General features: G+C 71.8%; 30 protein-coding genes. 25 read left to right on the top strand and 5 right to left on the bottom strand.

The window, feature by feature from the left end; genetic code table 11:
• The first annotated feature begins 4 nt into the window (after positions 1 to 4).
• From GNT64_RS13105 to GNT64_RS13095, 3 genes are read left to right on the top strand one after another with little or no spacing between them, the layout of a single operon-like run.
• Positions 5 to 1,156, top strand: coding sequence for a glycerophosphodiester phosphodiesterase (locus GNT64_RS13105; RefSeq protein WP_156679922.1), 1,152 nt, complete (start codon positions 5 to 7; stop codon positions 1,154 to 1,156).
• 53 nt (positions 1,157 to 1,209) lie between these two features.
• A complete protein-coding gene (locus tag GNT64_RS13100) occupies positions 1,210 to 2,685 on the top strand; it encodes a CYTH and CHAD domain-containing protein (RefSeq protein WP_156679921.1) in 1,476 nt (491 codons plus the stop codon).
• Between the two features lie 40 nt (positions 2,686 to 2,725).
• Positions 2,726 to 3,454: a ParA family protein gene (locus tag GNT64_RS13095; RefSeq protein WP_156679920.1), complete on the top strand. Its 729-nt coding sequence runs from the start codon at positions 2,726 to 2,728 to the stop codon at positions 3,452 to 3,454.
• Positions 3,455 to 3,481: 27 nt separating this feature from the next.
• Here GNT64_RS13095 and hisN read toward each other — a convergent pair whose 3' ends face one another.
• Both hisN and GNT64_RS13085 read right to left on the bottom strand, forming a co-directional pair.
• Complete coding sequence (gene hisN / locus GNT64_RS13090; RefSeq protein ID WP_156679919.1) at positions 3,482 to 4,246, bottom strand: histidinol-phosphatase; 765 nt, start codon at positions 4,244 to 4,246, stop codon at positions 3,482 to 3,484.
• 177 nt (positions 4,247 to 4,423) lie between these two features.
• Positions 4,424 to 5,359, bottom strand: coding sequence for a ribose-phosphate pyrophosphokinase (locus GNT64_RS13085; RefSeq protein ID WP_156679918.1), 936 nt, complete (start codon positions 5,357 to 5,359; stop codon positions 4,424 to 4,426).
• A gap of 157 nt (positions 5,360 to 5,516) precedes the next feature.
• Between GNT64_RS13085 and GNT64_RS13080 the strand changes: the two genes are divergently transcribed.
• The 22 genes from GNT64_RS13080 (at position 5,517) to tatC (ending at position 23,974) form a co-directional block, all read left to right on the top strand.
• Positions 5,517 to 6,848 (top strand): glutamate--tRNA ligase, encoded by a 1,332-nt coding sequence (locus tag GNT64_RS13080; protein ID WP_156679917.1) that lies wholly within the window; start codon positions 5,517 to 5,519, stop codon positions 6,846 to 6,848.
• Positions 6,849 to 6,927: 79 nt separating this feature from the next.
• Positions 6,928 to 7,248: a hypothetical protein gene (locus GNT64_RS13075; RefSeq protein ID WP_156679916.1), complete on the top strand. Its 321-nt coding sequence runs from the start codon at positions 6,928 to 6,930 to the stop codon at positions 7,246 to 7,248.
• A gap of 59 nt (positions 7,249 to 7,307) precedes the next feature.
• Positions 7,308 to 8,255 (top strand): bifunctional diaminohydroxyphosphoribosylaminopyrimidine deaminase/5-amino-6-(5-phosphoribosylamino)uracil reductase RibD, encoded by a 948-nt coding sequence (gene ribD, locus GNT64_RS13070; RefSeq protein ID WP_156681618.1) that lies wholly within the window; start codon positions 7,308 to 7,310, stop codon positions 8,253 to 8,255.
• Between the two features lie 12 nt (positions 8,256 to 8,267).
• The gene (locus tag GNT64_RS13065) at positions 8,268 to 8,897 is read left to right on the top strand and encodes a riboflavin synthase (protein ID WP_156679915.1); all 630 of its coding nucleotides are present in this window, start codon (positions 8,268 to 8,270) and stop codon (positions 8,895 to 8,897) included.
• Positions 8,881 to 10,047 (top strand): 3,4-dihydroxy-2-butanone-4-phosphate synthase, encoded by a 1,167-nt coding sequence (gene ribB / locus GNT64_RS13060; RefSeq protein WP_156679914.1) that lies wholly within the window; start codon positions 8,881 to 8,883, stop codon positions 10,045 to 10,047. The genes GNT64_RS13065 and ribB overlap by 17 nt, the downstream gene beginning before the upstream one ends.
• Complete coding sequence (gene ribH / locus GNT64_RS13055; RefSeq protein WP_156679913.1) at positions 10,047 to 10,469, top strand: 6,7-dimethyl-8-ribityllumazine synthase; 423 nt, start codon at positions 10,047 to 10,049, stop codon at positions 10,467 to 10,469. The genes ribB and ribH overlap by 1 nt, the downstream gene beginning before the upstream one ends.
• Positions 10,450 to 11,373 carry a DMT family transporter gene (locus GNT64_RS13050; RefSeq protein ID WP_156679912.1) on the top strand — a complete coding sequence of 308 codons (924 nt, stop codon included), beginning with the start codon at positions 10,450 to 10,452 and terminating at the stop codon, positions 11,371 to 11,373. Before ribH ends, GNT64_RS13050 begins: the two co-directional genes overlap by 20 nt.
• A gap of 49 nt (positions 11,374 to 11,422) precedes the next feature.
• On the top strand, positions 11,423 to 12,091 hold the full coding sequence (locus GNT64_RS13045) for a COQ9 family protein (RefSeq protein WP_156679911.1): 669 nt from the start codon (positions 11,423 to 11,425) through the stop codon (positions 12,089 to 12,091).
• 64 nt (positions 12,092 to 12,155) lie between these two features.
• Positions 12,156 to 12,401, top strand: a complete 246-nt coding sequence (locus GNT64_RS13040) for a FeoA family protein (RefSeq protein ID WP_156679910.1) — start codon at positions 12,156 to 12,158, stop codon at positions 12,399 to 12,401.
• Positions 12,398 to 14,254: a ferrous iron transporter B gene (gene feoB / locus GNT64_RS13035; protein WP_156679909.1), complete on the top strand. Its 1,857-nt coding sequence runs from the start codon at positions 12,398 to 12,400 to the stop codon at positions 14,252 to 14,254. The genes GNT64_RS13040 and feoB overlap by 4 nt, the downstream gene beginning before the upstream one ends.
• Positions 14,255 to 14,263: 9 nt before the next feature.
• The gene (gene ssb, locus GNT64_RS13030; protein ID WP_156679908.1) at positions 14,264 to 14,800 is read left to right on the top strand and encodes a single-stranded DNA-binding protein; all 537 of its coding nucleotides are present in this window, start codon (positions 14,264 to 14,266) and stop codon (positions 14,798 to 14,800) included.
• Positions 14,801 to 14,925: 125 nt separating this feature from the next.
• Positions 14,926 to 15,219, top strand: coding sequence for a hypothetical protein (locus tag GNT64_RS13025; protein WP_156679907.1), 294 nt, complete (start codon positions 14,926 to 14,928; stop codon positions 15,217 to 15,219).
• A gap of 99 nt (positions 15,220 to 15,318) precedes the next feature.
• A complete protein-coding gene (locus GNT64_RS13020) occupies positions 15,319 to 16,320 on the top strand; it encodes a threonine aldolase family protein (protein WP_156681617.1) in 1,002 nt (333 codons plus the stop codon).
• A 4-nt stretch (positions 16,321 to 16,324) separates the two neighbouring features.
• Positions 16,325 to 17,248, top strand: a complete 924-nt coding sequence (locus GNT64_RS13015) for a DMT family transporter (protein WP_156679906.1) — start codon at positions 16,325 to 16,327, stop codon at positions 17,246 to 17,248.
• A gap of 82 nt (positions 17,249 to 17,330) precedes the next feature.
• Positions 17,331 to 19,052: an arginine--tRNA ligase gene (gene argS / locus GNT64_RS13010; protein WP_156679905.1), complete on the top strand. Its 1,722-nt coding sequence runs from the start codon at positions 17,331 to 17,333 to the stop codon at positions 19,050 to 19,052.
• Positions 19,052 to 19,891, top strand: coding sequence for an SPOR domain-containing protein (locus GNT64_RS13005; RefSeq protein ID WP_156679904.1), 840 nt, complete (start codon positions 19,052 to 19,054; stop codon positions 19,889 to 19,891). The genes argS and GNT64_RS13005 overlap by 1 nt, the downstream gene beginning before the upstream one ends.
• An 87-nt stretch (positions 19,892 to 19,978) precedes the next feature.
• Positions 19,979 to 20,986: a beta-N-acetylhexosaminidase gene (nagZ, locus tag GNT64_RS13000; RefSeq protein WP_156679903.1), complete on the top strand. Its 1,008-nt coding sequence runs from the start codon at positions 19,979 to 19,981 to the stop codon at positions 20,984 to 20,986.
• Positions 20,987 to 21,121: 135 nt separating this feature from the next.
• The gene (locus GNT64_RS12995) at positions 21,122 to 21,853 is read left to right on the top strand and encodes a segregation and condensation protein A (RefSeq protein WP_156679902.1); all 732 of its coding nucleotides are present in this window, start codon (positions 21,122 to 21,124) and stop codon (positions 21,851 to 21,853) included.
• Complete coding sequence (gene scpB, locus GNT64_RS12990; RefSeq protein ID WP_156679901.1) at positions 21,850 to 22,455, top strand: SMC-Scp complex subunit ScpB; 606 nt, start codon at positions 21,850 to 21,852, stop codon at positions 22,453 to 22,455. Before GNT64_RS12995 ends, scpB begins: the two co-directional genes overlap by 4 nt.
• Before the next feature lie 45 nt (positions 22,456 to 22,500).
• Positions 22,501 to 22,755, top strand: coding sequence for a twin-arginine translocase TatA/TatE family subunit (locus GNT64_RS12985; RefSeq protein WP_156679900.1), 255 nt, complete (start codon positions 22,501 to 22,503; stop codon positions 22,753 to 22,755).
• A gap of 35 nt (positions 22,756 to 22,790) precedes the next feature.
• Positions 22,791 to 23,210: a Sec-independent protein translocase protein TatB gene (gene tatB, locus GNT64_RS12980; RefSeq protein WP_156679899.1), complete on the top strand. Its 420-nt coding sequence runs from the start codon at positions 22,791 to 22,793 to the stop codon at positions 23,208 to 23,210.
• Positions 23,207 to 23,974, top strand: a complete 768-nt coding sequence (tatC, locus tag GNT64_RS12975) for a twin-arginine translocase subunit TatC (RefSeq protein WP_156679898.1) — start codon at positions 23,207 to 23,209, stop codon at positions 23,972 to 23,974. The genes tatB and tatC overlap by 4 nt, the downstream gene beginning before the upstream one ends.
• An 83-nt stretch (positions 23,975 to 24,057) precedes the next feature.
• Here the strand turns inward: tatC and GNT64_RS12970 are convergent, their stop codons facing one another.
• The 3 genes from GNT64_RS12970 to GNT64_RS12960 all read right to left on the bottom strand — a co-directional run bounded on the left by GNT64_RS12970 (position 24,058) and on the right by GNT64_RS12960 (position 26,319).
• Positions 24,058 to 24,195 carry an entericidin A/B family lipoprotein gene (locus GNT64_RS12970; protein ID WP_156679897.1) on the bottom strand — a complete coding sequence of 46 codons (138 nt, stop codon included), beginning with the start codon at positions 24,193 to 24,195 and terminating at the stop codon, positions 24,058 to 24,060.
• A 306-nt stretch (positions 24,196 to 24,501) separates the two neighbouring features.
• Entirely contained in the window at positions 24,502 to 26,124 is a 1,623-nt protein-coding gene (locus GNT64_RS12965; protein ID WP_156679896.1) for a sensor histidine kinase, read from the bottom strand.
• Between the two features lie 15 nt (positions 26,125 to 26,139).
• Positions 26,140 to 26,319, bottom strand: a complete 180-nt coding sequence (locus GNT64_RS12960; protein WP_156679895.1) for a NepR family anti-sigma factor — start codon at positions 26,317 to 26,319, stop codon at positions 26,140 to 26,142.
• Between the last annotated feature and the right edge of the window lie 78 nt (positions 26,320 to 26,397).

Below are 26,397 nucleotides of genomic sequence, written 5' to 3'. Positions count from 1 at the left end.
TTCGATGGACGAGGGTGAGCAGGCGGGCGGCGGCCGCACCGGCGGGGCGACGCGGCGGGCCGCGCTGCTGGGCGGGGGTGCCGCGCTGATCGGCATGGCGGCGGCGGCGCGCGGCGCGGCCCCGGTCGCGCCGGCGCGCAAGCCGCTGGTGTTCGCCCATCGCGGCTGCTCCGCCCTGCGGCCGGAGCATACGCTGGGCGCCTATGCCAAGGCCATCGCCGACGGCGCCGACTTCATCGAGCCGGACCTCGTCGCCACCAAGGACGGCGTGCTGATCGCCCGGCACGAGAACAACATCGCCGAGACGACCGACGTGGCCGGCCGCGTCGGCTTCGCCGCGCGCCGCACGACGAAGACGATCGACGGCACCGAGCAGACCGGCTGGTTCACCGAGGACTTCACCCTGGCCGAGCTGAAAACGCTGCGGGCGATCGAGCGGCTCGGCCCGGTGCGGCCGGAGAGCCGGGGCTATGACGGCCAGTTCCAGCTGCTGACCTTCGACGAGATCGTCGATTTCACCGCGGCCGAGGCGGCGGCGCGCGGCCGCCCGATCGGCCTGGTGCCGGAGCTGAAACATTCCACCTACTTCGCCGGCATCGGCCTGCCGCTAGAGGACCGCTTCCTCGCCGCGCTCGCCGCCCACGCCTATACGCGGACGGCGGCGGTGGAGGTGCAGTCGTTCGAGACGGGCAACCTGCGCTATCTGCGGCGCAGGATCGGCCGGCCGGCCAATGTGCGGCTGCTCCAGCTGATCGACGATGCCGCCGCGACGCCGGCCGACATCGCGCCGCGCGGGCGCCTGACCTACGGCGCGATGACGACGGCGGCCGGCCTGCGCGAGATCGCGACTTATGCCGATGTCGTCGCGCCCTCCACGCGCGGCGTGATCCCGCTCGGCCCGGACGGGCGCCTCGCCGCGCCGACCCGGCTGGTGGCGGACGCCCACGCCGCCGGCCTGCTGGTGCGGGTATGGACCTTCCGGCCGGAAAACCGCTTCCTCGCCGCCGACTTCCGCGACGGCGGGCCGGAGAATGCGCGCAACCCGGCCGGATCGGTGGCCGAGATCCGCCGCTATCTGGCCGCCGGGCTGGACGGCTTCTTCACCGACGACCCGGCGCTGGGCCGCGCGGCGGTGGACGGGACGGCGTCGATCTAGCCATGTTACGGATTTGCGACTAACACGCCGCACATCATGCGGGAGCCCGAAGAATGAACGCCGCCACCGAGACAGAGCTGAAGCTCTCCGCATCGGCCGGGGCGATCCAGGCGGTCCTCGCCGATCCGGACCTGTTCGGCGGCGAGGTGCGGACGCGCGAGCAGAGCTCGACCTACCACGATACGGGCGCGCGGGCGCTGGAGGCGGCCGGCCTGTCGCTGCGCGTGCGCCGCATCGGCGATCGCCGCATCCAGACGGTGAAAGCGGAGGGCGCCGGCGCCGCCAGCCTGTTCGCCCGCGAGGAGTGGGAGCGCGACATACCCGGCGACGTGCCGCAGCTGGACGACATCACGATCGCGCTCACCACCGCGCTGGGCGCGGACCAGCCGGCCGATCTGGCGCCCGTGTTCGTGACGGAGGTAACGCGCACGATCGCCGAGCGGGATGTGGCCGGCAGCCGCATCGAGCTGGTCGCCGATCGCGGCCGCATCCTGGCCGGCGAGCGGACGGCGGCGATCTCCGAGATCGAGCTGGAGCTGATGGACGGCGATCGCGGCGCCCTGTTCGCCCTCGCCCGTCGCATCGGCGCGCGCGCGCCGGTGCGGCTGGGCGTGCAGAGCAAGAGCGAGCGCGGCTACGCGCTGCTGCGCGGGCAGGACGCCAAGGCGATCAGGAGCGAGCCGATCCGGCTGGAGGAGGGCATGGACGCGGCCGCCCTGTTCGAGGCGATCGCCTTCGCCTGCCTGCGCCACTTCCGCCTGAACGAGGATCGCCTGCTCGCCACCGGCCGGGCCGAGCCGCTCCACCAGTCCCGCGTGGCGCTGCGGCGGCTGCGCTCGGCGCTCTCGATCTTCCGGCCGATGCTGGCGGACGCCGCGTTCGAGCGGCTGCGCGGCGAGTTGCGCTGGATCTCCGGCCTGCTCGGCGAGGTGCGCAACATCGACGTGCTGATCCCCCGCATCGACGACGCCGACACGGCCGGGCGGCTGCGCGCGGCGCGCGAGGATCATGCGGCCACGCTGGTCGCGGCGCTGGACTCCGATCGCATGCGCGGCCTGATGCTCGACCTGGCCGAGTGGATCGTGGCCGGCGCCTGGCGCGACGACCCCGAGACGGCCGAGCTGCGCACGACGCCGGCGACACTGTTCGCCGGCAACATGCTCGATCGCCTGCGCCGGCGGATCAGGAAGCGCGGGCGCGATCTGGCGGAGCAGGACGAGGCTTCGCGCCACGAGGTGCGGATCCTGGGCAAGAAGCTGCGCTACGCCGGCGAGTTCTTCGCCGATCTGTTCCCGGGCAAGAAGGCGGTGCGGCGGCGCGAACGCTTTCTGGATCAGGTCGCGCGGCTGCAGGAGGCGCTGGGCGAGCTCAACGATCTCGCCACGGCGCGCACGCTGTTCGCCGGCCTCGGGATCGAGGGCGGCGAGCGGCTGCTGACCGGCGGCAAGCCGAAGCCGCCCAAGCGGCTGCTGGCCGATGCGGAAGCGGCCTATGAGGGGCTGATCGACGAGAAGAGGTTCTGGCGGTGAGGGCAGGCGGCCCAGCCCCGCAGCTGGATGATTTCGCCCGATGGCCGTGATCGCGATCTACAGCATGAAGGGCGGCGTGGGGAAGACGACGCTCGCCGTCAACCTCGCCTGGGCTTCTGCCACGCTCTCCCGCCGGCGCACGCTGCTGTGGGATCTGGACGGGCAGGCCGCATCCAGCTTCATCCTGGCCGGCGGCCGCAAGGCGCGGGACGAGGCGCGCGCGGTGATCGAGCGGGACGTGACGCCCGAGGATCTTATCGTGCCGACCGGCATCCCCCTGCTCGATCTGCTGCCGGCCGACGCATCGCTGCGCACTCTGGATGCCGTATTCGAGGGGCTGGACCGCAAGAAGCGGCTGCTGCGCCTGACCGGGCAGCTGGAGCGGCACTACGACCATGTCATCCTCGACTGCCCGCCGGGGCTGGGCGCCACCAGCGAGCAGATCATCCGCGGCGCCGCCCTGATCCTGCTGCCGATGATCCCCTCCACCCTCTCCCGCCGCGCCTATGCCGAGGTGCGCGACCATCTCGATCGGCATCACAAGGGCGGGCCGCCGATCTTCCCGGTGTTCAACCTCGTCGACCGCCGCCGCTCCGCCCATCGCGAGGCGATGGCGGCCGATCCCGGCTGCCCGGCGATCCCGATGGCGAGTGCCGTGGAGCAGATGGCCGATCGCCGCGCGCCTCTCGGCGCCTATGCGCCGCGCTCCCCCGCCGCGGCGTCGGTGGCGAAGCTGTGGACCGCGATCGAGCGGAAGCTGGCGGGCTGACCGACGGGCGTCGCGCGGGCGGCGGCACTACTCCAGCAAAGCGAGCGCCTCGTCCATGACGGCGGCGTCGCCGGCGGCGATCACGCGGCCGTCGCTGGCGGCATCGAGCGGCGCGCCGCGCCAGTCGCGCATGCGCCCGCCGGCGCCCTCCACCACCGGCACCAGCGCCGCCAGATCGTAGAGCTTCAGCCCCGCCTCGATCACCAGATCCAGGTGGCCGGAGGCGAGCAGGGCGTAATTGTAGCAGTCCCCGCCCCACAATATGTCGCGCGCGGCATCGCCGACGCGATCGAAGGCGGCGGCCTGCCCGGCGGCGAAGTAGCGCGGCCCGGTCGTCGCCAGATGGGCGTCGGCCAGGCGGGCGCAGGCGCGGGCGCGGGCGGGCGCGCCGTTCAGCAGGGTCGGCCGGCCGTGGGCGCCGATCCAGCGCTCGCCGCCGATCGGCTGATCGATCACGCCGAGCACCGGCCGGCCGCCTTCCATCAGCGCGATCAGCGTGCCGAAAATCGGCCGGCCGGCGATGAAGCTGCGCGTGCCGTCGATCGGATCGAGCACCCACACGCGCTCCGCATCCTCGCGCTCGCTGCCATATTCCTCGCCGACGATGCCGTCGGCCGGACGCTCCGCCGCCAGGATCGCGCGGATCGCCGCCTCCGCGGCGCGATCGGCCTGGGTGACGGGCGAGGCATCGGCCTTCGCCTCCATCGCGAAGGCGGCGCGGAAGAACGGGCGGATCGCCGCCCCGGCCGCATCGGCGAGGCGGTGGGCGAGGGCGATGTCGGCATCGGTCATGCGCGCCTCATCGCGCGCCCGGCGGCGGATCGCAACCCGATCCTCCCCGGAACGGGGAGGGGGACCATCCGCAGGATGGTGGAGGGGGAGCGCGGCACACGCAACGGCAGCCTCGGCCGCACGCCCCCTCCACCACGCTGCGCGCGGTCCCCCTCCCCGTGCCGGGGAGGAAATGGTCTAATCGAACAGCGACGAGACGGAGGATTCGTCGGCGATGCGCTTGATCGCTTCCGCCAGCAGCGGGGCGATCGTCAGCAGGCGGATCTTGTCGGCGCCGGCCACCGCGTCGGGCGGGCCGATCGAATCGGTGATGACGAGCTCGGTGAGGGTCGATCCCTCCACCCGCGCCACCGCCCCGCCGGAGAGGACGCCGTGGCTGCAATAGGCGACCACGTCCTCCGCCCCCGCCTCGCGCAGCGCCGCGCCGGCATTGCACAGGGTGCCGGCCGAATCGACGATATCGTCGACGAGGATGCAGAAGCGGCCGGAGACGTCGCCGATGATGTTCATCACCTCCGATTCGCCGGGCCGCTCGCGCCTTTTGTCGACGATGGCGAGGGGCGCGTTGTCCAGCCGCTTGGCCAGCGCGCGGGCGCGCACCACACCGCCCACGTCGGGCGAGACGACCATCAGGTTGCGGCCGGAGAAGCGCGCCTGGATATCGGCCGACATCACCGGCGCGGCGTAGAGATTGTCCGTCGGGATATCGAAGAAGCCCTGGATCTGGCCGGCGTGAAGATCCATCGACAGCACCCGGTCAGCCCCCGCCACGGTGATGAGGTTGGCGACGAGCTTGGCCGAGATCGGCGTGCGCGGGCCGGGCTTCCGATCCTGCCGGGCATAGCCGAAATAGGGCACCACCGCCGTGATCCGCCGCGCCGACGAGCGCTTCAGCGCATCGATGCAGATCAGCAGCTCCATGAGGTTGTCGTTCGCCGGATAGCCGGTCGATTGCAGCACGAACACGTCCTCGCCGCGGACATTCTCGTGGATCTCGACGAACACCTCCTCGTCGGCGAAGCGGCGCACGCTCGCCTCGGTCAGCGGGATCTCCAGGTAGGAGGCGATGGCCTGCGCCAGCGGCAGATTGGAATTGCCGGTGAGAAGTTTCATCGCGCGCGCCCCCGTGCTCGCGCGCAGGCGGCGGCCCTTGCGCGTTCGAACTTGCGGGCCTCTTAGTCACGCCCGCCGCCCGGCGAAAGGGGGCGGGCGGCGAAAGCCGACGAAGCGTGGATGCGGGCGCGGGGCGGCGATGCTATGCGCCATCGCCATGTCCGTCGTCACCCGCTTCGCGCCGTCGCCCACCGGCCGCCTCCATGTCGGCAACATCCGCGCGGCGCTGCACAACTGGCTGCACGCGCGCCAGCAGGGCGGCCGCTTCCTGCTGCGGCTGGACGATACCGACGCAGAGCGATCGACCGAGGCCTTCGCCGATGCGATCCGCGCCGACCTCGCCTGGCTGGGGCTGGAGCCGGACGAGACGGTGCGCCAGTCCGATCGCGGCGCGCTCTACGAGGCGCGGTTCCAGGCGCTGCGCGCCGCCGGCCGCGTCTACCCGGCCTATGAGAGCGCGCAGGAGCTGGAGGTGAAGCGCCGGATCGCCGCCGGGCGCGGCCTGCCGCCGGTCTACGATCGCGCGGCGCTGCGGCTGGAGGAGGCGGACCATGCGCGTCTCGCCGCCGAAGGAGTGCGCCCGCACTGGCGCTTCCGGCTGGATCACGCGGCGCCGATCGCCTGGCACGATCTGATCCGTGGCGAGCAGCGGCTCGATCCCGCCCTGCTCTCCGATCCGGTGATCCGCCGGGCGGACGGCAGCTGGCTGTACCTGCTGCCCTCGGCGATCGACGACGTGGACATGGGCGTCACCCACGTCGTGCGCGGCGAGGATCATGTGACGAACACCGGCCTGCAGCTCCAGATGTTCGCCGCCCTGGGCGCCGAGCCCCCGGCCTTCGCGCACGAGGCGCTGCTGGTGGGGGCGGAGGGCAAGCTCTCCAAGCGGCTCGGCGCGCTCGGCTGCGATGCGTTCCGGGCGGAGGGGATCGAGCCGCTGGCGCTGCTGGCGCTGCTGGCGCGGCTGGGCACGAGCGATCCGGTGGAGCCGGTGGCGACGGCGGAGGCGCTGCTGCACGGCTTCGATTTCGCGCGCTTCGGCCGGGCGCCGGCGCGCTTCGATCCGGAGGAACTGAGGGCGCTGAACACCCGCATCCTCCACCGCCTGCACTTCGAGGATGTCGCCGATCGCCTGCCGCCGGGCGTGGACGCCGACGCGTGGCACGCGATCCGCCCGAACATCGCCACCCTGGCGGAGGTGGCGGACTGGGCGGCGGTGATCGACGGGCCGATCGCCGCGCCGCCGCCCGCCGAGGCTGACCGGGCCTTCCTGGCGACCGCCGCGCGCGTTGCCGAGGGGATCGAGTGGGATGCCGATCCTTGGCCGGCGCTCACCACCCTGCTGAAGGACGAGACGGGGCGGAAGGGACGCGCCCTGTTCCTGCCGCTGCGCCTGGCGCTGACCGGCCGCGATCACGGGCCGGACATGGCGGCGCTGCTGCCGCTGATCGGCCGCGACCGCGCGCTCGCCCGCCTGCGCGCCGGCTGACGGCGGCGGCCGCCGGCCGGACGTGGTCGGCCGGGGCGCGGGGCTGGCGCGCGGGCCGTGCCGCCCCTATCTTCGGCCGATGGGTGCCCTTCCAAGACCGTCCGGTCCACGTGCCGTGTGGCGCGACTTCAAGGCCTTTCTGGGCGAGAAGCATCGCTATCGCTTCGTCGGCATGGCGCTGGCGGTGGCGATGCCGGCGCTGACCCTGCTGGGCTTCTACGTCGATTCGAAGCGCGATCCGCCGAAGCCGCAGATGATCTACGTGCAGAGCTGGCCGGCGGACCGTAGCGATGCCGAGATCGTGAAGCAGAACATCGCCGATCAGAAGAAGCTGGACGCCTATCGCGCCGAGCGCCAGCGCCAGTTCAAGAAGCTCGCGAACGATCTCGGGATCGAGTGAGGGTCGTGCCGGGCGGGGATGATCGCCGCGCAGACGATCGCTACGCAGACGACCGCCACTTGGGCGCCGCCATCGCGATGGCCCAGCGCGGCGTGGGGCTGACCGGCGTAAATCCTTCCGTCGGCTGCGTGATCGTGGCCGGCGGGCGCGTGGTCGGCCGCGGCTGCACGGCGCCGGGCGGGCGGCCGCATGCCGAGGCCGTGGCGCTGGCGCAGGCCGGCGCGGCCGCCGCCGGCGCGGACGTCTACGTCACCCTGGAGCCCTGCGCTCACGCCTCCCTGCGCGGGCCGAGCTGTGCCGACCTGCTGGTGGCGGCGCGGCCGGCGCGGGTGGTGATCGCCTGCCGCGATCCCGATCCGCGCACCGACGGCGCCGGCATCGCCCGGCTGCGCGCGGCCGGCATCGCGGTGTCGGAAGGGGCGTGCGGCGCCGCGGCGGCGCGGCCGATGGCGGGCTTCCTGATGCGCCGCCGCCACGGCCGCCCGCACGTGACCCTGAAGCTCGCCACCTCGCTGGACGGCGGCATCGCGCTGGCCTCCGGCGAGAGCCGCTGGATCACCGGCGCCGCCGCCCGCGCCCACGGCCACCTCGAACGCGCCCGCGCCGACCTGATCGTCGTGGGGCGCGGCACGCTGGAGGCCGATTGGCCGTCGCTCGACGTCCGCCTCGCCGGGCTGGAGGCACGCTCGCCGGCGCGCGCGGTGCTGACGCGCGGAGCCGCGCCGGCGGGCTGGACGGCGCTGGCGGATCCGCGCGCGGTCGCCGCGACGGAGGCATCCACGGTGCTGGTGGAGGGCGGGGCGGCCGCCGCCGCCGCCTTCCTGGCCGCCGGTCTCGTCGATCGGTTGCTCCTCTACCGCGCGCCGATCCTGATCGGGGCCGGCCGGCCGGCGCTGGGCGACATCGGCCTCGCCACCCTCGCCGACGCGCACGGCCGCTGGACGCTCGCCGATGCGCGGGCGCTTGGCAGCGACCGGCTCGAAGTCTACGAGCGCCGGCGAGACTGAGGGCGCGCATCCATGTTCACCGGCATCATCACCGATATCGGCACGATCGAGGCGATCGAGCAGCGCGGCGACCTGCGCGCGCGGATCGCCTGCGGGTACGACATGGCCGGCGTGGATCTCGGCGCCTCCATCGCCTGCTCGGGCGTGTGCCTGACGGTGGTGGACAAGAGCGCGGCCGGCGCACCGGGCTGGTTCGCCGTCGACATCTCGGCCGAGACGCTGTCCCGCACCGCCGCCGGGTTGTGGTCGGAAGGCGCGCGGCTGAACCTGGAGCGGGCGCTGAGAGTGGGCGACGAACTCGGCGGCCACATCGTCACCGGCCATGTCGACGGCATCGGCGCGGTGATCGGGCTGTGTGCCGAGGGCGACTCGCAGCGCGTCGGCATCTCGGCGCCGGGCATCCTCGCCCCCTATCTCGCCGCCAAGGGATCGATCACGCTGGACGGAATATCGCTCACCGTGAACGAGGTGATGGACCAGCCGGACGGATCGGTCCACTTCGCGATCAACATCATCCCCCACACCGCGGAGATGACGACGTTCGCCGATCTCGCCGTGGGCCGTCCGCTCAACATCGAGATCGACGTGCTGGCGCGTTATCTCGGCCGCATGGAGCAGCTTCGCAATGTCCTCCAGCACTAAGCCCGGCGACACCCTGCCGACCGCGCGCCTGCGCCACGGCTTCCTCTCCTCGCCGGAGGAGATCATCGATCAGGCGCGCAACGGCCGCATGTTCATCCTGGTGGACGACGAGGATCGCGAGAATGAGGGCGATCTCGTCATCCCCGCGCAGATGGCGACACCGGATGCGATCAACTTCATGGCGACGCACGGGCGCGGGCTGATCTGCCTGGCGCTCGCCAAGGATCGCGTCGACCAGCTGGGCCTGCAGCTGATGAGCCGCGCCAACGGCACCCGCCACGAGACGGCCTTCACCGTCTCGATCGAGGCGCGCGACGGCGTGACGACGGGCATTTCCGCCGGCGATCGGGCGCGCACGATTTCCGTCGCGGTCGATGCCTCGAAGGGGCCGGAGCACATCGTGACGCCGGGCCACGTCTTTCCGCTGGTCGCCCGGCCCGGCGGCGTGCTGGTGCGCGCCGGCCACACCGAGGCGGCGGTGGACGTGGCGCGGCTGGCCGGCCTCAATCCCTCAGGCGTGATCTGCGAGATCATGAACGACGACGGCACGATGGCGCGGCTCGACGATCTCGTCGCCTTCGCCCAGCGCCACAATCTGAAGATCGGCACGATCCGCGACCTGATCGCCTATCGCCGGCGCCACGACCATAATGTCGAGAAGGTCGCCGAGACCAGCTTTTACAGCCGCTACGGCGGCACCTGGCGCGCGATAACCTATCGCAACAAGGCGATCGACACGGAGACGCTGGCGCTGGTGAAGGGCCGGATCAACCCGGACGAGCCGACCCTGGTGCGCATGCACACGATGAACATGTTCGCCGATACGCTGGGCGAGATCGGCGATCGGACGGACCTGTTGCAGGATGCGATGCGGATGATCGGCGAGGCGTCGGCCGGCGTCGTCGTGGTCATCAACCGGCGCGCGCCGAAGTGGCTGTCGACCGTGATGAAGGCGCGGGCGGACGGCGCCCCGCTGGACGAGGACGACATGAACGAGCTGCGCGACTATGGCATCGGCGCGCAGATCCTGGCGGAACTGGGCATCCACGACATGGTGCTGTTGACCAATTCGCATCATACGCTGGTGGCGCTGGCCGGCTACGGCCTGAACATCGTCGGCGAGCGACGGATCGTGGCGGAGGATCGCTGATGGCGCGGCTGCTGATCGTCGAGGCGCGCTTCTACGACCATCTGAACGATCTGCTGATCGCCGGCGCGCGCGCCGCGATCGAGGAGGCGGGCCACTCGGCCGAGATCGTGACGGTGCCCGGCGCGCTGGAGATACCGGCGGCGGTGGCGCTGGCGGCGGAGAGCGGGCGCTACGACGGTTTCGTCGCGATCGGCGTGGTGATCCGCGGCGAGACCTATCATTTCGAGATCGTATCGAACGAGAGCGCGCGCGGGCTGATGGCGCTTACGCTTGACGGTCTCGCCATCGGCAACGGCATCCTCACCGTGGAGAACGAGGCGCAGGCACTCGCCCGCGCGCGGCCGACGGAGAAGGACAAGGGCGGCGAGGCGGCACGCGCGGCACTGGCGATGATGAGCTTGCGTGCCCGCTTCGCCGGCTGAACCCGGCCGCACCCCCACGCCCCAACCCACCCCCGCCCGCGCGCGGGGCGCGCTCGCCGGGCTGATCCTTGCGAATATCTGCCTCGCCTGCGGGCCGTGGCTGGTGCGCCTCTCCGATGTCGGGCCGACGTCCTCGGCGTTCTGGCGGCTGGCGATCGCCGCGCCGGTGCTGCTGCTGCTCGCCCGGCGGGACGGCACGCGCCTGTTCGCCCGGCCGCGCGCGATGTGGCTGGCGATCGTCGTGGCGGCGCTCGCCTTTGCCGCCGATCTCGCCGCGTGGCATGTGGGCATCCTCCACACGCGGCTGACCAATGCCGCGCTGTTCGCCAACACCGCCAGCATCTTCTTCGCGGTGTACGGCCTGATCGCGCTGCGCCGGCGGCCCGATGGTCCGCGCGTCGCGGCGCTGACGCTGGCGGTGATCGGCATCGGCCTGCTGCTCGGCCGATCGTTCGAGCTGTCCCGCCAGAACGTGCTCGGCGATGCGCTGTCGATCGCCGCCGGCCTGCTCTACACCGTCTATCTGATCGCGATGGACCGCGTGCGCGGATCCGTGCCGGCCCTCTCGGCGCTGGCCCTCGTCACGTTGGTCGCGCTGCTGCCGCTGCTGCCGCTGGCGATCGGGCTGGAGGGGAACGTCTGGCCGCGCGACTGGACGCCGCTGCTGCTGCTGGCGCTCGGCAGCCAGGTGATCGGGCAGGGCCTCATCATCTACGCCATGGGCCATCTCTCGCCGATCGTCGTCGGGCTCGGCCTGCTGACGCAGCCGGTGGTGGCGGCGGCGATCGGCTGGATCGCCTATGGCGAGCGGCTGACCGTGGCCGACGGCATCGGCGCGGCGGCGATCGCGGCGGCGCTGATCCTGGTCCGCCGGCCCGGTCGCGCGGCACCGGCCGGCGCGTGACGGCGTCGCCCCGCTTGGCCAGACCGGCGACGGCGCCTATGCTGGCGGCATGACCGACGATCGCCTTCCCGAAGACCCCACGCTGGACGAGGTGCGCGCCGCGCTGGCGCCGATCATCCCGCATCACGCCGCCTTCGACGGGTGGAGCCAGGCGGCGCTCGCTTCGGCCGCCGCCGAGGCGCGGCTGCCGGCCGACCTCGCCACGCTCGCCTTTCCCGGCGGGGCGATGGCGATGATCGATGCGTGGTTCGGCGCGGTCGATCGTGCGATGGCCGCAGCACTGCCGCCGGAGCGGCTGGCGGCGATGCGCATCCGCGAGAAGATCGCCGCGCTGGTGATGGCGCGGATCGAGGTGGTGGCGCCTGATCGGGAGGCGCTGCGCCGCGCCCTCGCCATCCTCGCGCTGCCGACCAACGCCGCCGCCGGCGCCCGGCTGGGCTGGCGCGCGGCGGACGCGATGTGGCGGCTGGCCGGCGATCGTGCGACGGACTTCAGCCACTATAGCAAGCGCGCGACCCTGGCCGCCGTCTACGGTGCGACGGTGCTCGCCTTTCTCGACGACGAGAGCGAGGGGCTGGCCGAGACCCGCGCCTTCCTGGCCCGGCGGATCGACCAGGTGATGCGGTTCGAGAGCCTGAAGGCGCAGCTGCGCCCCTCCGCCGATCGCACGTTCAGCCCGGCGCGGCTGCTCGGCCGGCTGCGCTACCGCGTCGCCTGACGGGCACTGGTAAAAGCCCGCACTTATTGATAATCAGTCGCAAACTTTGGGACTGGATAAGAGCGTGCGTCTGGATGAGTTGCCGCTGCGGCGCGTAGCGACCGTTGCGAACATCGATTGGGCGGCGATGCGCCCGGCCGAGGCGCGCCGGCTGCGCGAGCTGGGATTCGATCATGGCGTGCCGATCGAGGCGCTGCACGTCGGCCCGATCGGCCGTGATCCGATCGCCTGCCGCGTCGGCCGCATGACGATCGCGCTGCGCCGCGTGCTCGCCGCCGCGATCCACGTCGAACCGGCCGCCGCAGGGTGAACCTCTCGCCGATGGTGGCGCTGGTCGGCAACCCGAATGCCGGCAAGAGCGCGCTGTTCAATGCGCTGACCGGCGCCCGCCAGAAGGTGGGCAATTATCCCGGCGTCACGGTGGAGCGCAAATCCGGCCGGATGGCGCTGGCGGACGGCCGCCCGGTGGAGCTCGTCGACCTGCCCGGCACCTACAGCCTCGATCCGGCGAGCCCGGACGAGGCGGTGACGCGCGACGTGCTGTTCGGCCGCCAGGCGGGCGAGCGGCTGCCATCGGCGCTGCTGGTGGTGGTGGACGCGACCAACCTGGACAACCACCTGCGCTTCACCCTGCAGCTGATCGCGCTCGGCCTGCCGGTGGTCGTCGCGCTGAACATGATCGACATGGCCGAGCGCGACGGCCTGACGATCGATCCGGAGGCGCTGTCGCGCGAGCTGGGCGTGCCGGTGGTGCCGACCGTCGCCGTGCGCCGCCGCGGCATCGAGGATCTGCGCACCGCTTTGGCGCGGCTGGTCGGCGGCGGCGGCGCCACCCCGATCCGCGGCGGCCAGCCGCCGGTGCACGACATCGTCGTCCTCCAGCGGCGCGCCCGCCAGATCGCCGTGGCGGCCACGCGCGAGGAGAGCGTGCAGCGCCGCTGGTCGCACCTGGCGGACGGCATCGCCCTGCATCCGGTGCTCGGCCCGCTGCTGCTCGCCACCCTGCTGTTCGTGATGTTCCAGGCGGTGTTCGCCTGGTCCGAGGCGCCGATCGCGTGGATCGAGCAGAGCTTCGTCTGGCTGACCGACACGATCGACGCCGCCCTGCCGGCGGGCTTCCTCCGCTCGCTGCTGGTGGACGGGATCGTCGCCGGCGTGGGATCGGTGGTGGTGTTCCTGCCGCAGATCCTGATCCTGTTCTTCTTCATCCTGGTGCTGGAAGCATCGGGCTACATGGTGCGCGCGGCCTTCATGATGGATCGGCTGATGGCCGGCGTCGGCCTCTCCGGCCGGGCCTTCATCCCGCTGCTCTCGTCCTTTGCGTGCGCCATTCCCGGCATCATGGCCACGCGCACGATCGACGACCCGAAGGACCGGCTGACGACGATCCTGATCGCGCCGCTGATGACCTGCTCGGCGCGGCTGCCGGTCTACGCCGTCATCATCGCCGCCTTCATCCCGCCGCGCACGGTGGGGCCGGGCATCGGCCTGCAGGGGCTGGTGCTGTTCGGCCTGTACGTGATCGGCATCGTCGGCGCGATGCTGGCGGCGCTCGTCTTCCGCCGCACGATCGCCCGCGGGGCGAACGGCGGCTTCATGATGGAGCTGCCGAAATACCAGCTGCCGGTGTGGCGCGACGTGGCGATCGGGCTGATGCAGCGCGCGTGGATCTTCCTGCGCCGGGCGGGCACGATCATCATGGGCGCCACCGTGCTGCTGTGGGCGCTCCTCTCCTTCCCGCAGGCGCCGCCGGGGGTGAGCCAAGTGCGCTATTCGGTGGCGGGGCGCATCGCCGACGGGCTGGCCGTGGTGCTGCGGCCGATCGGCTTCAACCACGAGATGTCGCTGGCGATCATCCCGGCGATGGCGGCGCGCGAGGTGGCGGTCTCCTCGCTCGCCACCGTCTACTCGATCGAGGGCGGGGACGACGTGCAGACCGAACGCTCGCTGGTCGGCCGCTTGCAGGGGCGCTGGTCGCTGCCCACGGCGCTGGCCTTCCTGATGTGGTTCGTCTTCGCCCCGCAATGCCTGTCGACGATCGCGGTGATCCGGCGGGAGACGAACGGCTGGCGGTGGCCGCTTTTCGCCCTGGGCTACCTCTTCGCGCTCGCCTACCTTGCTGCGGGCGCCACTTTCTGGTTAGCCACCGCGCTCGGACTCTAGGAGAGACAGGTGGCAGGCAGCGTCAACAAGGTGATCCTGGTCGGCAATCTGGGCCGCGATCCCGAATCGCGCAGCTTCCAGAACGGCGGCAAGGTGGTGAACCTGCGCATCGCGACATCGGAATCGTGGAAGGACCGCAATTCCGGCGAGCGCAAGGAGAAGACCGAGTGGCACTCGGTCGCGATCTTCAACGAGGGGCTGGCCAACACGGCCGAGCGGTATCTGCGCAAGGGTAGCAAGATCTACCTCGAGGGCCAGTTGCAGACGCGCAAGTGGCAGGATCAGTCCGGCCAGGAACGCTATTCCACCGAGGTGGTGCTGCAGGGCTTCGACGCCAAGCTGGTGATGCTTGACGGACGCGAGGGCGGCGGCGGCCGTGGCGGCAATGAGGGCTGGAGCGGCGGCGACGATCGCGGCTTCGACGAGGAGCGCGGATCCGCCGGCGGCGGCGCGCGCGGCGGATCCAGCTTCGCAGGCGGCGGGCGGGGTGCGGCCAAGCCCTCGCCGGCGTTCGACAGCGACCTGGACGACGACGTTCCGTTCTGATGGTCACGACTGCCTGACGATTGCGGGCGGCGCAACCGCAGGTCGCCGCTTTGCAACCTGTACGCCTTGATACAGTTATGCTCGTTGTGCATTGCAGCATGGTCTTTCAACGGAGGGCCGTTCTCATGCGCATTCTTTCAAGCTGCACCGCACTTCTCCTCGCCATGGCGCCGCTCGCCGCTCATGCGCAGGAGGCGGCAACCGCGTCGACGGTCAAGACCGGCGCCTTCCTGTGGTCGGCCGACGCCAAGCGGATCGGCCGCGTCGAGCGCGTGATCCCGACGCGCGACGGCGCGCCGGGCTGGGCCAGCGTGATCGTCGATTCCCGCTTCGTCTCGGTGCCCGTCACGACGATCTCGGCCAGCGACAAGGGCCTCGTCACCAGCCTGAGCAAGGCCGACGTCCGCAAGCTGAAGTGACCTGCGCGATCGCGGGCGGCGCACCACGCCGCCCGCGATCGATCTTCCGGTCGCGGCGCGCTGATTGACCTTGCCGGGCGCGCGCCGCACATGCCGACGATGCGCTTCTTCTCGGACAATGCCGCCCCGGTCTCGCCGGCCGTGCTCGCCGCGATCGCCGAGGCCAACGGCGTCGACATCGCCTATGACGGCGATGCCGCCAGCCGCGCGCTGGACGCCCGCCTGTCCGACCTGTTCGAGACGAGCGTCTCGGCCTTCTGGATCGCGACAGGCACCGCCGCCAACGCGCTGGCGCTCGCCGCCCTCTGCCCGCCCTGGCGCGGCGTGATCTGCCACGGCGACGCCCACATCCAGAATGACGAGTGCGGCGCGCCCGAATTCTACACCCACGGCGCCAAGCTGCTGACAGTGGCGGGCGAGGGCGCGCGGCTGGACCCCGCCGGCGTGACGGCGCTGATCGATTCGATCGCGCGCGACGTGCACCGCGTGCAGCCGGCGGCGCTCTCCATCACCAACGCGACCGAATATGGTCGCGTCTACACGGTGGCGGAGGTGGCGGCGCTCGGCGCGCTCTGCCGCGCGCGCGACCTGCGGCTGCACATGGACGGCGCCCGCTTCGCCAACGCGCTCGTCCATCTCGGCTGCACGCCGGCGGAGCTGACGTGGCGCGCGGGGGTGGACGTGCTGAGCTTCGGCTTCGTCAAAAATGGCGGCATGTCGGCCGAGGCGCTCGTCTTCTTCGATCCCGCGCTCGCCGCCGGCACGGCCGAGCGGCGCAAGCGGGCGGGGCACCTGCTTTCCAAGGGGCGCTTCCTGGCCGCGCAGATCCACGCGCTGCTGGCCGACGACCTCTGGCTCGCCAATGCGCGCGCGGCCAATGCCGGCGCCGCGCGCATCGCGGCGGCGGCGGGCGCCCGGCTGATCCACCGGGTGGAGGCGAACGAGGTGTTCCTGCGCCTGTCGGCCACGGAGGCGGCGGGGTTGCGCGCGCGCGGCTTCGCCTTCCACGACTGGGCGGAGGGCGAGGCGCGCTTCGTCGTTTCATGGAACCAGACGGAGGCGGACATCGCCGCGCTCTGCGCCGCGATCGCGGGGCTGTAGGCGGATGGCCGCCGTCGTCACGGAACCGCCGCTCAGCCGTGCCGCGCAGCTGCGCGTGCTGGTGCCCTTCACGATCGTCACGCTGATCTGGAGCTCCACCTGGCTCGTGATCCGGCACCAGCTGGGGGTGGTGCCGCCCTGCTGGTCGATCGCCTACCGCTTCGCGATCGCAGCGGTCGCGATGTTCGGCTACGCGCTGGTCAGCGGCGCGCCGCTGCGGCTGCCGCTACGCGAGCACGGCTTTGCCGCCGGCATCGGCCTGTGCCTGTTCGGCGTGAACTTCAACTTCGTCTACGCGGCCGAGCAGCACATGACCTCCGGCCTGGTCGCGGTCGTCTTCGCTCTGCTGGTGGTGCCCAATACGGTGCTGGGCTGGCTGTTCCTGGGCCACGGCGTGTCGCGCCGCTTCTTCGCCGGATCGCTGGTGGCGGTGGTGGGCCTGGCGCTGCTGTTCTGGCACGAGCTGGCGGTGGCGGCGGAAGGATCGCGCGCGGTGATGATCGGCATCGGCCTCACGCTGGTGGCGGTGCTGTTCGCCTCGATCGCCAACGTGATGCAGGGCTCCGGCCGCGCCCGCCGCCTGCCCACCGCCACCCTGCTGGCCTGGGCGATGGTGTATGGCGCGCTGGGGAATGCGCTGTTCGCGTGGGGCACGGCCGGGCCGCCGGTGTTCGATGCCAGCCCGGCCTATGTCGCCGGCCTGCTCTATCTCGGTATCGCGGCCTCGGCACTGGCCTTTCCGCTCTATCTGGGCGTGATCCAGGCGATCGGGCCGGGGCGGGCGGCCTATTCCAGCGTGCTGGTGCCGGTGCTGGCGATGACGCTCTCCACCCTGTTCGAACATTATGTGTGGGGCTGGCCGGCGGCGGCGGGCGTGGCGCTGGTGATCGCCGGCCTGGTCGTGGCGCTGCGCGCGCGGGTGGCGTGACGGCGGATCGCCGATCGCCGGATTGGACGCGGCGGGGCGCTTTCCGGTAGAGGCGCCCGATCACCAGCACCGGGACACCGCTTTGACCCTCTACGCCCGCTTCGCCGATCGCATCGGCGCCATCCTCGACGCGCTCGAAGCCGGGGGAGACCTGCCCGGCGGGATCGATCGCCGCAACGTGGCCGTGGAGCCGCCGCGCGACCCGGCGCACGGCGATCTGGCGACCAACGCGGCCATGGTGCTGGCGAAGGCGGCGAAGACCAACCCGCGCGCGCTGGCCGCGCTGATCGCGCCGCGCCTCGCGGAGTTGCCCGAGATCGAGAGCGCCGAGGTGGCCGGCCCCGGCTTCATCAACGTGCGGCTGACGCAGGACGCATGGCATGGCGAGCTTGCCGCGATCCTGGCCGCCGGCGGGGAGTATGGCCGGTCCGCGCTGGGTCAGGGCGTGGCGGTGAACGTGGAATATGTCTCCGCCAACCCCACCGGGCCGATGCATATGGGCCACTGCCGCGGCGCCGTGGTGGGCGATGCGCTGGCGAGCGTGCTGGAACATGCCGGCTACGCAGTGACCCGCGAATATTATGTCAACGACGCCGGCGGGCAGGTGGATACGCTCGCCCGCTCCGTTCACCTGCGCTACCGCGAGGCGCTGGGCGAGACGGTGACGATCCCGGAGGGGCTCTACCCGGGCGACTATCTGGTGCCGATCGGCGCCGCCCTGGCCGCCGAATATGGCGACCGCTACGTCGCCGCGCCGGAGGAGGCGTGGCTCGGCCTGTTCCGCACGCGGGCGGTGGCGGCGATGATGGACCTGATCCGCGCCGACCTGGCCTTGCTCGGCATCCACCACGACGTCTTCTCGTCGGAGGCGGAGGTGCAGCGGTCCGGAAAGGTGGCGGCGGCGTTCGATCGGCTGCGCGGCGAGGGGCTGATCTACCAGGGCACGCTGGAGCCGCCGAAGGGCGAGCTGCCCGACGACTGGGAGCCGGTGGAGATGACGCTGTTCCGCGCCACCGCCTTCGGCGACGACAGCGACCGGCCGGTGATGAAGTCTGACGGCGGCCTCACCTATTTCGGCACCGATCTGGCCTATCACGCGCAGAAGGCGGCCACCGCGGACCAGCTGATCGACATCTGGGGCGCGGACCATGCCGGCACCGTGAAGCGCATCCAGGCGGCGGTGCAGGCGCTGGTGGCGAAACCGTTCGACGTGAAGCTGGTGCAGATGGTGCGGCTGCTGCGCGGCGGCGAGCCGGTGAAGATGTCCAAGCGGTCCGGCTCGTTCGTCACCCTGGCCGATGTGGTGCGGGAGGTGGGCAAGGATGTCGTCCGCTTCACCATGCTGACCCGCAAGGCGGATGCGCAGATGGACTTCGACTTCGCCAAGGTGGTTGAGGCGTCGAAGGACAATCCGGTGTTCTACGTGCAATATGCCCATGCCCGCATCCGATCGCTGCACCGGCGGACGGCCGAGGCCGGGCTGGCGATCGCGTCCGCGCCGAACCTCGCCTTGCTCGACGCCGAGGAGCTGGGGCTGGTGAAGCTCGCCGCGCAATTCCCGCGCATCGTGGAGGCGGCGGCGGCGAATCACGAGCCGCACCGCATCGCCTTCTACCTCTCCGATCTGGCGGCGGCGTTCCACGCGGCGTGGAATCGCGGCAACGATGATCCCGCCCGCAGATTTTTGATGGTTAACGATGCCGAAACCACGTCCGCGCGGCTGGCATTGGCCGATTCGATCGGGCAAATCATCCGCAACGGCCTGAAGATCATGGGCGTGGCGGCCGCCGAGGAGATGAACTGATGACCGATATCGATCGGGGGCGCATCGGCGGCGAGGAGGATCGGCTGCCGTGGCTCGAACCCGTCGAGGACGAGCAGCCGGAGCCGGGCGTCGCGCCGGGCAAGCTGATCGCCGCCGTGGTCGTCGCGTTGCTGGCGCTGGGCCTGATCGTCGGCGGCCTGTTCTGGCTGCGCCAGCCCGGCACCCCGGCGCAGGTGGCCGGCGGCGACGGCGATCTCATCACCGCGCCCAAGGGCGACTATAAGGTCGCGCCGAACGAGCCGGGCGGCATGAACGTGGCGGGCGAGGGCGACGCCACCTATGCCGCGAGCCAGGGCACGCCGGTGGATGCCGCGATCGACATCTCCAAGCAGCCCGAGGCGCCGGTGGCGGCCGGCGCCCGCACGCCGCCCGCGACGAAGACGGCGAGCGCCGAGCCGGTGAGGACCGTGCCGGTGCCCGCCTCCACCGCCGTGGACACGGCGACGCCCAAGCCGACGGCGGCGAAGCCGGCGGCCCCCGTCACCAAGCCGGCGACCCCGGTTTCCGCACCCACGCCGAAGCCGGTCGCGAAGCCTGTCGAGGTGGCGAAGAAGCCGGAGGCGGCCAAGCCCGCCACCGGCGGCGGCCCGGCCGTGCAGCTCGGCGCGTTCAGCACGGCGGCAAAGGCGCAGTCGGCCTGGTCCGACCTGTCCGGCCGCTTCCCCGCGCTGCGATCGCTGTCGCACAGCGTCACCCTGGCGGAAGTCGGCGGCAAGAAGCTCTATCGCCTGCGCGCCACCGGCGGCAGCGGCACGAAGGCGTCGGCCGTGTGCCGCGCGCTCACCTCCGCCAAGGAAGCCTGCACCGTCGTCGGCTGAGCCGACCCGGTGCCGGTGCGGGATCGGCATGACGAAGGCGGCAGAGCGGGCCTATAGGCGGCGAGACGCTATCGGGAGACTGTCGCCGTGAAGCCCCTGTTCCTCGGCCTGGCCGGCCCCGCGCTGACGCCCGACGAGCGCGCCTTCTTCGCCGCGCACGCGCCCGCCGGCTACATCCTGTTCCGCCGCAACTGCATCGACCGTGCGCAGATGAGGGCGCTGACCGACGATCTGCGCGCCCTTTCTGGCCGCGACGACCTGCCGATCCTGATCGATCAGGAGGGCGGCCGAGTCGCGCGGATGACGCCGCCGGAGTGGCCGGCCCTGCCGCGGGCCGAAGCGTTCGACCGGCTCTACGACATCGCGCCCATGACTGCGATCGAGGCGGCGCGCGCCAACGCGCAGGCGATCGCGGCCCTGCTGGCGGAGGTGGGCGTGACGGTGGACTGCCTGCCGCTGCTCGACGTGCGCGATCCCGCCGGCCACGACATCATCGGCGACCGCGCCTTCGGATCGGAGCCGTTGCGCGTCGCCGCGCTGGGCCGCGCGACGATCGAGGGCCTGCGCGACGGCGGCGTCGTCGGCGTCGTCAAGCACATCCCCGGTCACGGCCGCGCCAGGGCCGACAGCCATGTCGAGCTGCCGGTGGTGGATGCCGACGCGGCCGCGCTGGAACGCGACCTCGCCCCGTTCCGCAGCCTGGCCGGCGCGCCGATGGCGATGACGGCGCACGTCGTCTATCCGGCGTGGGACGCGCAGGCGTGCGCCAGCCTCTCCGCCACCGTGATCGGCGAGGTGATTCGCGGGCCCATTGGCTTTGACGGCCTGCTGATGTCGGACGATCTGGGCATGCACGCGCTGGCCGGCGATTTCGGCGCGCGGGCGACGGGCGTGCTGGCGGCGGGCTGCGACATCGCGCTCCACTGCTCGGGCGACATGGCCGAGATGGCGGCGGTGGCCGGCGCGGTCGGCGAGATCGGGGCGGCTGCGCGCGAGCGGCTGCACCGCGCGATGGCGACCGTCGCCGGGCGGGCGCCGGTGGATTATGCCGAGGCTGCGGAGCGGCGGGACGCGCTGCTGGCCTGTGGCGCGTAACCCGCATCGCTCCGGCGCAGGCTGGAGCCGAACTCTCTCTGCTCGGACGGTGTCGCTTCGCCTTCCGGCCGGAGCCCATCGCGGGCGCCTGCCGTGCAGGCAGTCGGCGGGCCGGAATGACGGGTGCATGGCGGTATGACGGCCGACACGCCCGATACGCTCACCCTTGAGCTGGACGGGTGGGAGGGGCCGCTCGACCTGCTGCTCACGCTCGCCCGCGCGCAGAAGGTGGATCTGCGCGAGATATCGATCCTGGCGCTGGTGGAGCAATATCTCGCCTTCATTGAGGATGCGCGCACCCTGAAGCTGGAGATCGCCGCTGATTATCTGGTGATGGCGGCGTGGCTCGCCCTTCTCAAGTCCGGCCTGCTGCTGCCAAGGGACCCGGCCGCCGATCCGAGCCCGGAGGAGTTGGCGCTGCGCCTGCAGGTGCGCCTCCAACGGCTCGATGCGATGCGCGAGGCCGGCGCCCGCCTCGTCGCGCGCGACCGGCTGGGGCGGGACGTGTTCGCGCGCGGCGCGCCGGAGGGGCTGAAGCTGGTGCGCCGCCCCGCCTGGGATGCCGATCTCTACGAGCTGATCGCGGCCTATGGCGCCATCCGCGCGCGCCGTGCACCGGCGGTGCATGTCGTCAGCCGCCGGCCGGTGATGAGCCTGGACGAGGCGATCCGCCGGGTGGAGGCGCTGATCGGCCGCCGCGTCGACTGGTCCGCGCTGGAGGCCTTTTTGCCCGCGGGCGGCGATGCCGACTATCGCCGGTCGGCGCTCGCCTCCAGCTTTCTCGCCGCATTGGAACTCGCCAAGCAGGGCCGGGTGGAGCTGGCGCAGGCGGCACCCTTCGCGCCGCTGATGCTGCGCCGCGCATGACCGCCGAGCCGGACGATCTCGGCCGTGCGATCGAGGCGGCGCTGTTCGCGGCGGAGGCGCCGATGACGGTGGCGGAACTCGCCACCGCGATTGGCCGGCGCGACGGCATCGCCGAGGCGCTGGCGCATGTGGCGGGGCTCTACGCCGGGCGCGGCGTGAACCTGGTCGAGCGGGGCGGGCGCTGGCACTTCCAGACGGCCGCCGACCTCGCCCACATCCTGCGCCGCGAGCGCGAGGAGCCGCGCCGGCTGAGCCGCGCCGGCGTGGAGACGCTGGCGATCATCGCCTATCACGAGCCGGTCAGCCGCGCGGAGATAGAGGCGATCCGCGGCGTGCAGATATCGAAGGGCACGCTGGACGTGCTGATGGAGGCGGGCTGGGTGCGGCCGGCCGGCCGGCGCGAGGTGCCGGGGCGGCCGCTGGTCTACGCCACGACGCAGGGCTTCCTCGCCCATTTCGGCCTCGCCAGCCGCCGCGACCTGCCCGGCATCGAGGATCTGCGCGCCGCCGGCCTGCTCGATCCCGTCGATCTGGCGATCGAGGCCGCGCTGGCCGGGGAGGATGGCAAGTCCGAGGTGGAAAAGGACGACGCGAACGACTAAGTGGCGCTCTCAGCCGCGTTGACCGGCTGACTTGGGAGATTCATCATGGGTGGCCTCAGCCTCTGGCATTGGCTTATCGTCGGCATCATCGTGCTGCTGCTGTTCGGCAAGGGCCGTTTCTCTGACATGATGGGTGACGTCGCGAAGGGGCTCAAGAGCTTCAAGAAGGGCATGTCGGACGACGATCATGAGGCGGAGCCGCCGGCGCGCCCCGCCACGCGCCTGCAGGCGCAGCCGCCGATCGAGCCGAGCGCCGAGCGCGAGCTGCGGCCGATGTCGGACGATCGCCCCGCCAGCTGATCGCCCGTTCCTCCGTCCGGACTGCCGACCGCCCGATGCTGGATATCGCGCCGACCGAATTGCTGCTGGTCGCGCTGGTCGCGCTGATCGTCATCGGCCCGAAGGATCTGCCGCGCGTGATGCGCGTGGTGGGCCAGTGGGTGGGCCGCGCGCGCGGCGTCGCCCGCCACTTCCGCTCCGGCTTCGACGAGATGGTGCGCCAGGCCGAGCTCGACGAGATGGAGAAGAAGTGGCGCGCCGAGAATGAGCGGATCATGCGTGAGCATCCGATCGTGCCCGCCGCCGAGAATCCCGATGGCGCCGAGTGGAAGCCGGTGCCCCGCACGCCCTATCCTCCGGTCGAGCCGGACGAGGAGGAGGGCGAGCGCGGCGCCGTCGATCCGCATGGCGGCGCGGCGATGACGCCGCTGCCGCCACGGGACGACGCCCCGGACGCGGCACCCGCCAAGCCATGAAGGATCTCGACGACACCCGCGCGCCGCTGATGGAGCATCTGATCGAGCTCCGCCGGCGGCTGTTGTGGAGCTTCGCCGCGCTGGGCGGCGCCTTTGCCCTCTGCCTCTATTTCGCGCGGCCGATCTTCGCCTTTCTCGTCCAGCCGCTGCTGCGCGCCGGCCAGGGGCGGATCATCTACACCGATATCTTCGAGGCGTTCTTCGCCGAGATCAAGGTGGCGTTCTTCGCCGCCATCATGCTCGCCTTCCCGATCATGGCGAGCCAGCTGTGGCAGTTCGTGGCGCCGGGCCTCTACGCCAAGGAGAAGCGGGCCTTCCTGCCGTTCCTGCTGATGACGCCGGTGCTGTTCCTGATGGGCGCGGCGCTGGCTTATTATGTCGCCATGCCGCTCGCGCTGCATTTCCTGCTCGGCTACCAGGGCAATCTCGGCGGCATCGAGCAGATGGCGCTGCCGGCGGTCGGCAATTACCTGTCGTTCGTCACGAAGTTCCTGTTCGGTTTCGGCGTGGCCTTCCTGCTGCCGGTGCTGCTGATGCTGCTGGAGCGGGCGGGCATCGTCACGCGGGCGCAGCTGAAGGCCGGGCGGCGCTACGCGATCGTCGGCGCCTTCGCCATCGCCGCCGTGCTGACGCCGCCGGACGTGTTCTCCCAGCTGCTGCTGGCGGTGCCGCTGGTGCTGCTGTACGAGCTGGCGCTGATCGCGATCTGGTTCACCGAACGCCGCCGCGCGCGCGAGCGATCGACGGAGATCGCGCCCCAGTGACGGCGTCCTGAGTGACGGCGTCCTGACGGCAGAAGGCCCCGCCGGTCGCCCGGCGAGGCCTCCTTTCATTCACGTGCGCGAACTTACTTCGAGCGGTCGGCCGCACCGGCGACGGCGTCGCCGGCCGAGGACACGTCCTTGCCAGCGCCTTCCACCGTGTTGCACGCCGCAGTCAGCAGGCCGCCCGCGACCAGTGCCAGCGTGAAGATTTTCCGGACCATATCGTTGCTCCCTTGTCGAACCGATGTCCCGTGCCGGACGACCATGTCGTCCGGGGGAACCGGGTAGAGAATGACGCGAGGTAAAATTTGTTCCGGCACCACATCCAATTGTCTGACGGTGCCCCGAAAACAAGTTGGGTCCGGAACGCCGTCGGGGGAGGAGCGGCGGTTCCGGACCCTGATGTGGGACAGCGAGAGCGGGGGGGCATAAGGTCGCTGTCCGGTGTTGATAACCGGCGGGGCAGGCATTGGTTCCGGATCGTCGCCGAGATTCTCGGCGATCGGCCGGCTTCTCAGGCGTGGCGATCAGGCGGGCTGCGGCGCCAGCGGCGGCACGACGCTGATCTCGATCGCGTAGCGGCCGGCCACCTCGTCCCGCTCCAGCGGCGCGCGAAGCTGGCGGGAAAGGCCTTCGACCACGCGGGCGGAGCGGTCCCGCGCGGGATGGGTGCGGCATGCCTCTTCGGCAAGGCCGGGGGCGATCACCGTCAGCACCGCGCGGTCCGGCCGATCGGTGGGATGGAGGCGGATCGCCACGCCGCCGCGGGGATCGCAGTTCATCGCCAGCTCGACCAGCTCGGTGACGAGGAACGCGACCGGCACGGCGACATCCTGCGAGGCGAAGAGCGGCGCCAGCTCCAGCGTGATCGAGAGCTGCGCCGCGTCCGGCGCGGCGGTGGCGCGCAGGTTGGAGGCGAGTTCGCCGAGCAGCGGCCGCAGGCCGACCCCGCGATTCTCCTCAAGCTCGGCATAATGGTTGCGGTGGACCACGGCGAGCGCGTCCACCCGGCGCTGGATCGAGGCATAGGCCGCGCCCACGTCCGGATCGCGCACGCCGCGGCTGTGCAGGTTAATCAGGCTGGAGACGACCTGGAGATTGTTCTTCACCCGGTGGTGCACCTCGCGCGTGAGGCGGGTCTGCCGGGCGAGGCCGCTCTCCAGCTCCGCCTCATGCTCGGTGAGGGTGCGCGTGACGGCGGCGAACGCCTGGCCGAGAGCGCGGATCTCGGTGGAAGGCGTGGTCAGCACCGGCAAAGCGAGCGGGCCGCCGCCGCCCGCGCCATAGGCGGTGATCGCGCGCTGCAACTGGCCGAGCGGCTTCAGGACGAGCCGGTCCATCACCAGCCAGCCGATCAGCGCGGCCGCCAGCCACATCAGGATCGGCAGCAGGATCATCAGCGCCTCGATCGCGCGGATCGGCATGGCGGGGCTGCTCAGCTCCAGCGAGAGCTGGCCGTTGGCGACGGGCACGGCGACCGTCACGGTCTGGCCCAGCGGCTCGCCGGTCCGCCTGACATCGGAGAGCTCGACGATGGCATCGCCCTCCCGCAGCCGCGCGCCGAACGCGGCCGGGCCGCGCGGCGCCGCCAGCAGTTCGGCAAGGGTGGCGCGCGGCAGTTCGCCGACGGCGAGCAGGCCGTCCGGCAGCACCGTGCTGAAGCGCAGCAGCTCCGGCCCGTTCACGGCCCGCACCTCCGTGCCGATGCCAGCGGCGGGCGTCATCGCGGGGAAACGGAGCAGGCCGGGCGTGGCGCAGATCAGGCGACCGCGCGGATCGAACAGGCCAAGGCTGATGGCATAGGGCTTGCCCGCCGCAATCATGCCCAGCGTGCGGCGGCAGGCATCGACGGTGGCGGAGGGAAGGCCGGCCGCGAAGCCCATGCGCAGCCCGCTGGCGGCGGCGGATACCGCGTCACCGATGCGGCGGGCGCCGTCCGCCGCGATCAGGCGCACCTCGGCCTCGCGCGTTAGGCGGTTGGTCTTGGCCGATTCGATCGAGGCGAACACGGCGATCATACCCAGCGGCAGCAGCGCCGCCGAGAGGATGAGCAGCATCTTGATGCCGGTGGAGAGACGCCCGAAGACGGTTGCGATCATGCCGGCCGGCGCGGCCGTGGCAGTCTGGCAGAGGACCGGATCGGGGGTCACGACATGCCCCAGTCCTCAGCTGAGCTTGTTGAGAAGATCCAGCATCTCGCCGGGGATGTTCTCGCTGACGGTCTCGTCATAGACGGAGCGCAGCGCGCTGCCGACATTGCCGCCGCCGGCCCCCTCGCCGCTCGTCCGATTGCGCCGCGGCGCCGGTGCGCGCGCCGGACCTTTTCTCTCGTCTTTCGCAACCAACTCGCCGATCCCCTTGCGCTACCGTGACGCGTGGCGACCCGCGACCGGCCGCCACCGTCCCCCCCAGAAATCCTGTCG

Origin of the sequence: Sphingomonas profundi (genome assembly GCF_009739515.1) — a bacterium.
In the GTDB taxonomy this organism is placed as follows: Bacteria; Pseudomonadota; Alphaproteobacteria; order Sphingomonadales; family Sphingomonadaceae; genus Alterirhizorhabdus; species Alterirhizorhabdus profundi.
The sequence above is the reverse complement of the archived record's forward strand: the minus strand, read 5'-3'. Positions and strand labels throughout refer to the sequence as shown.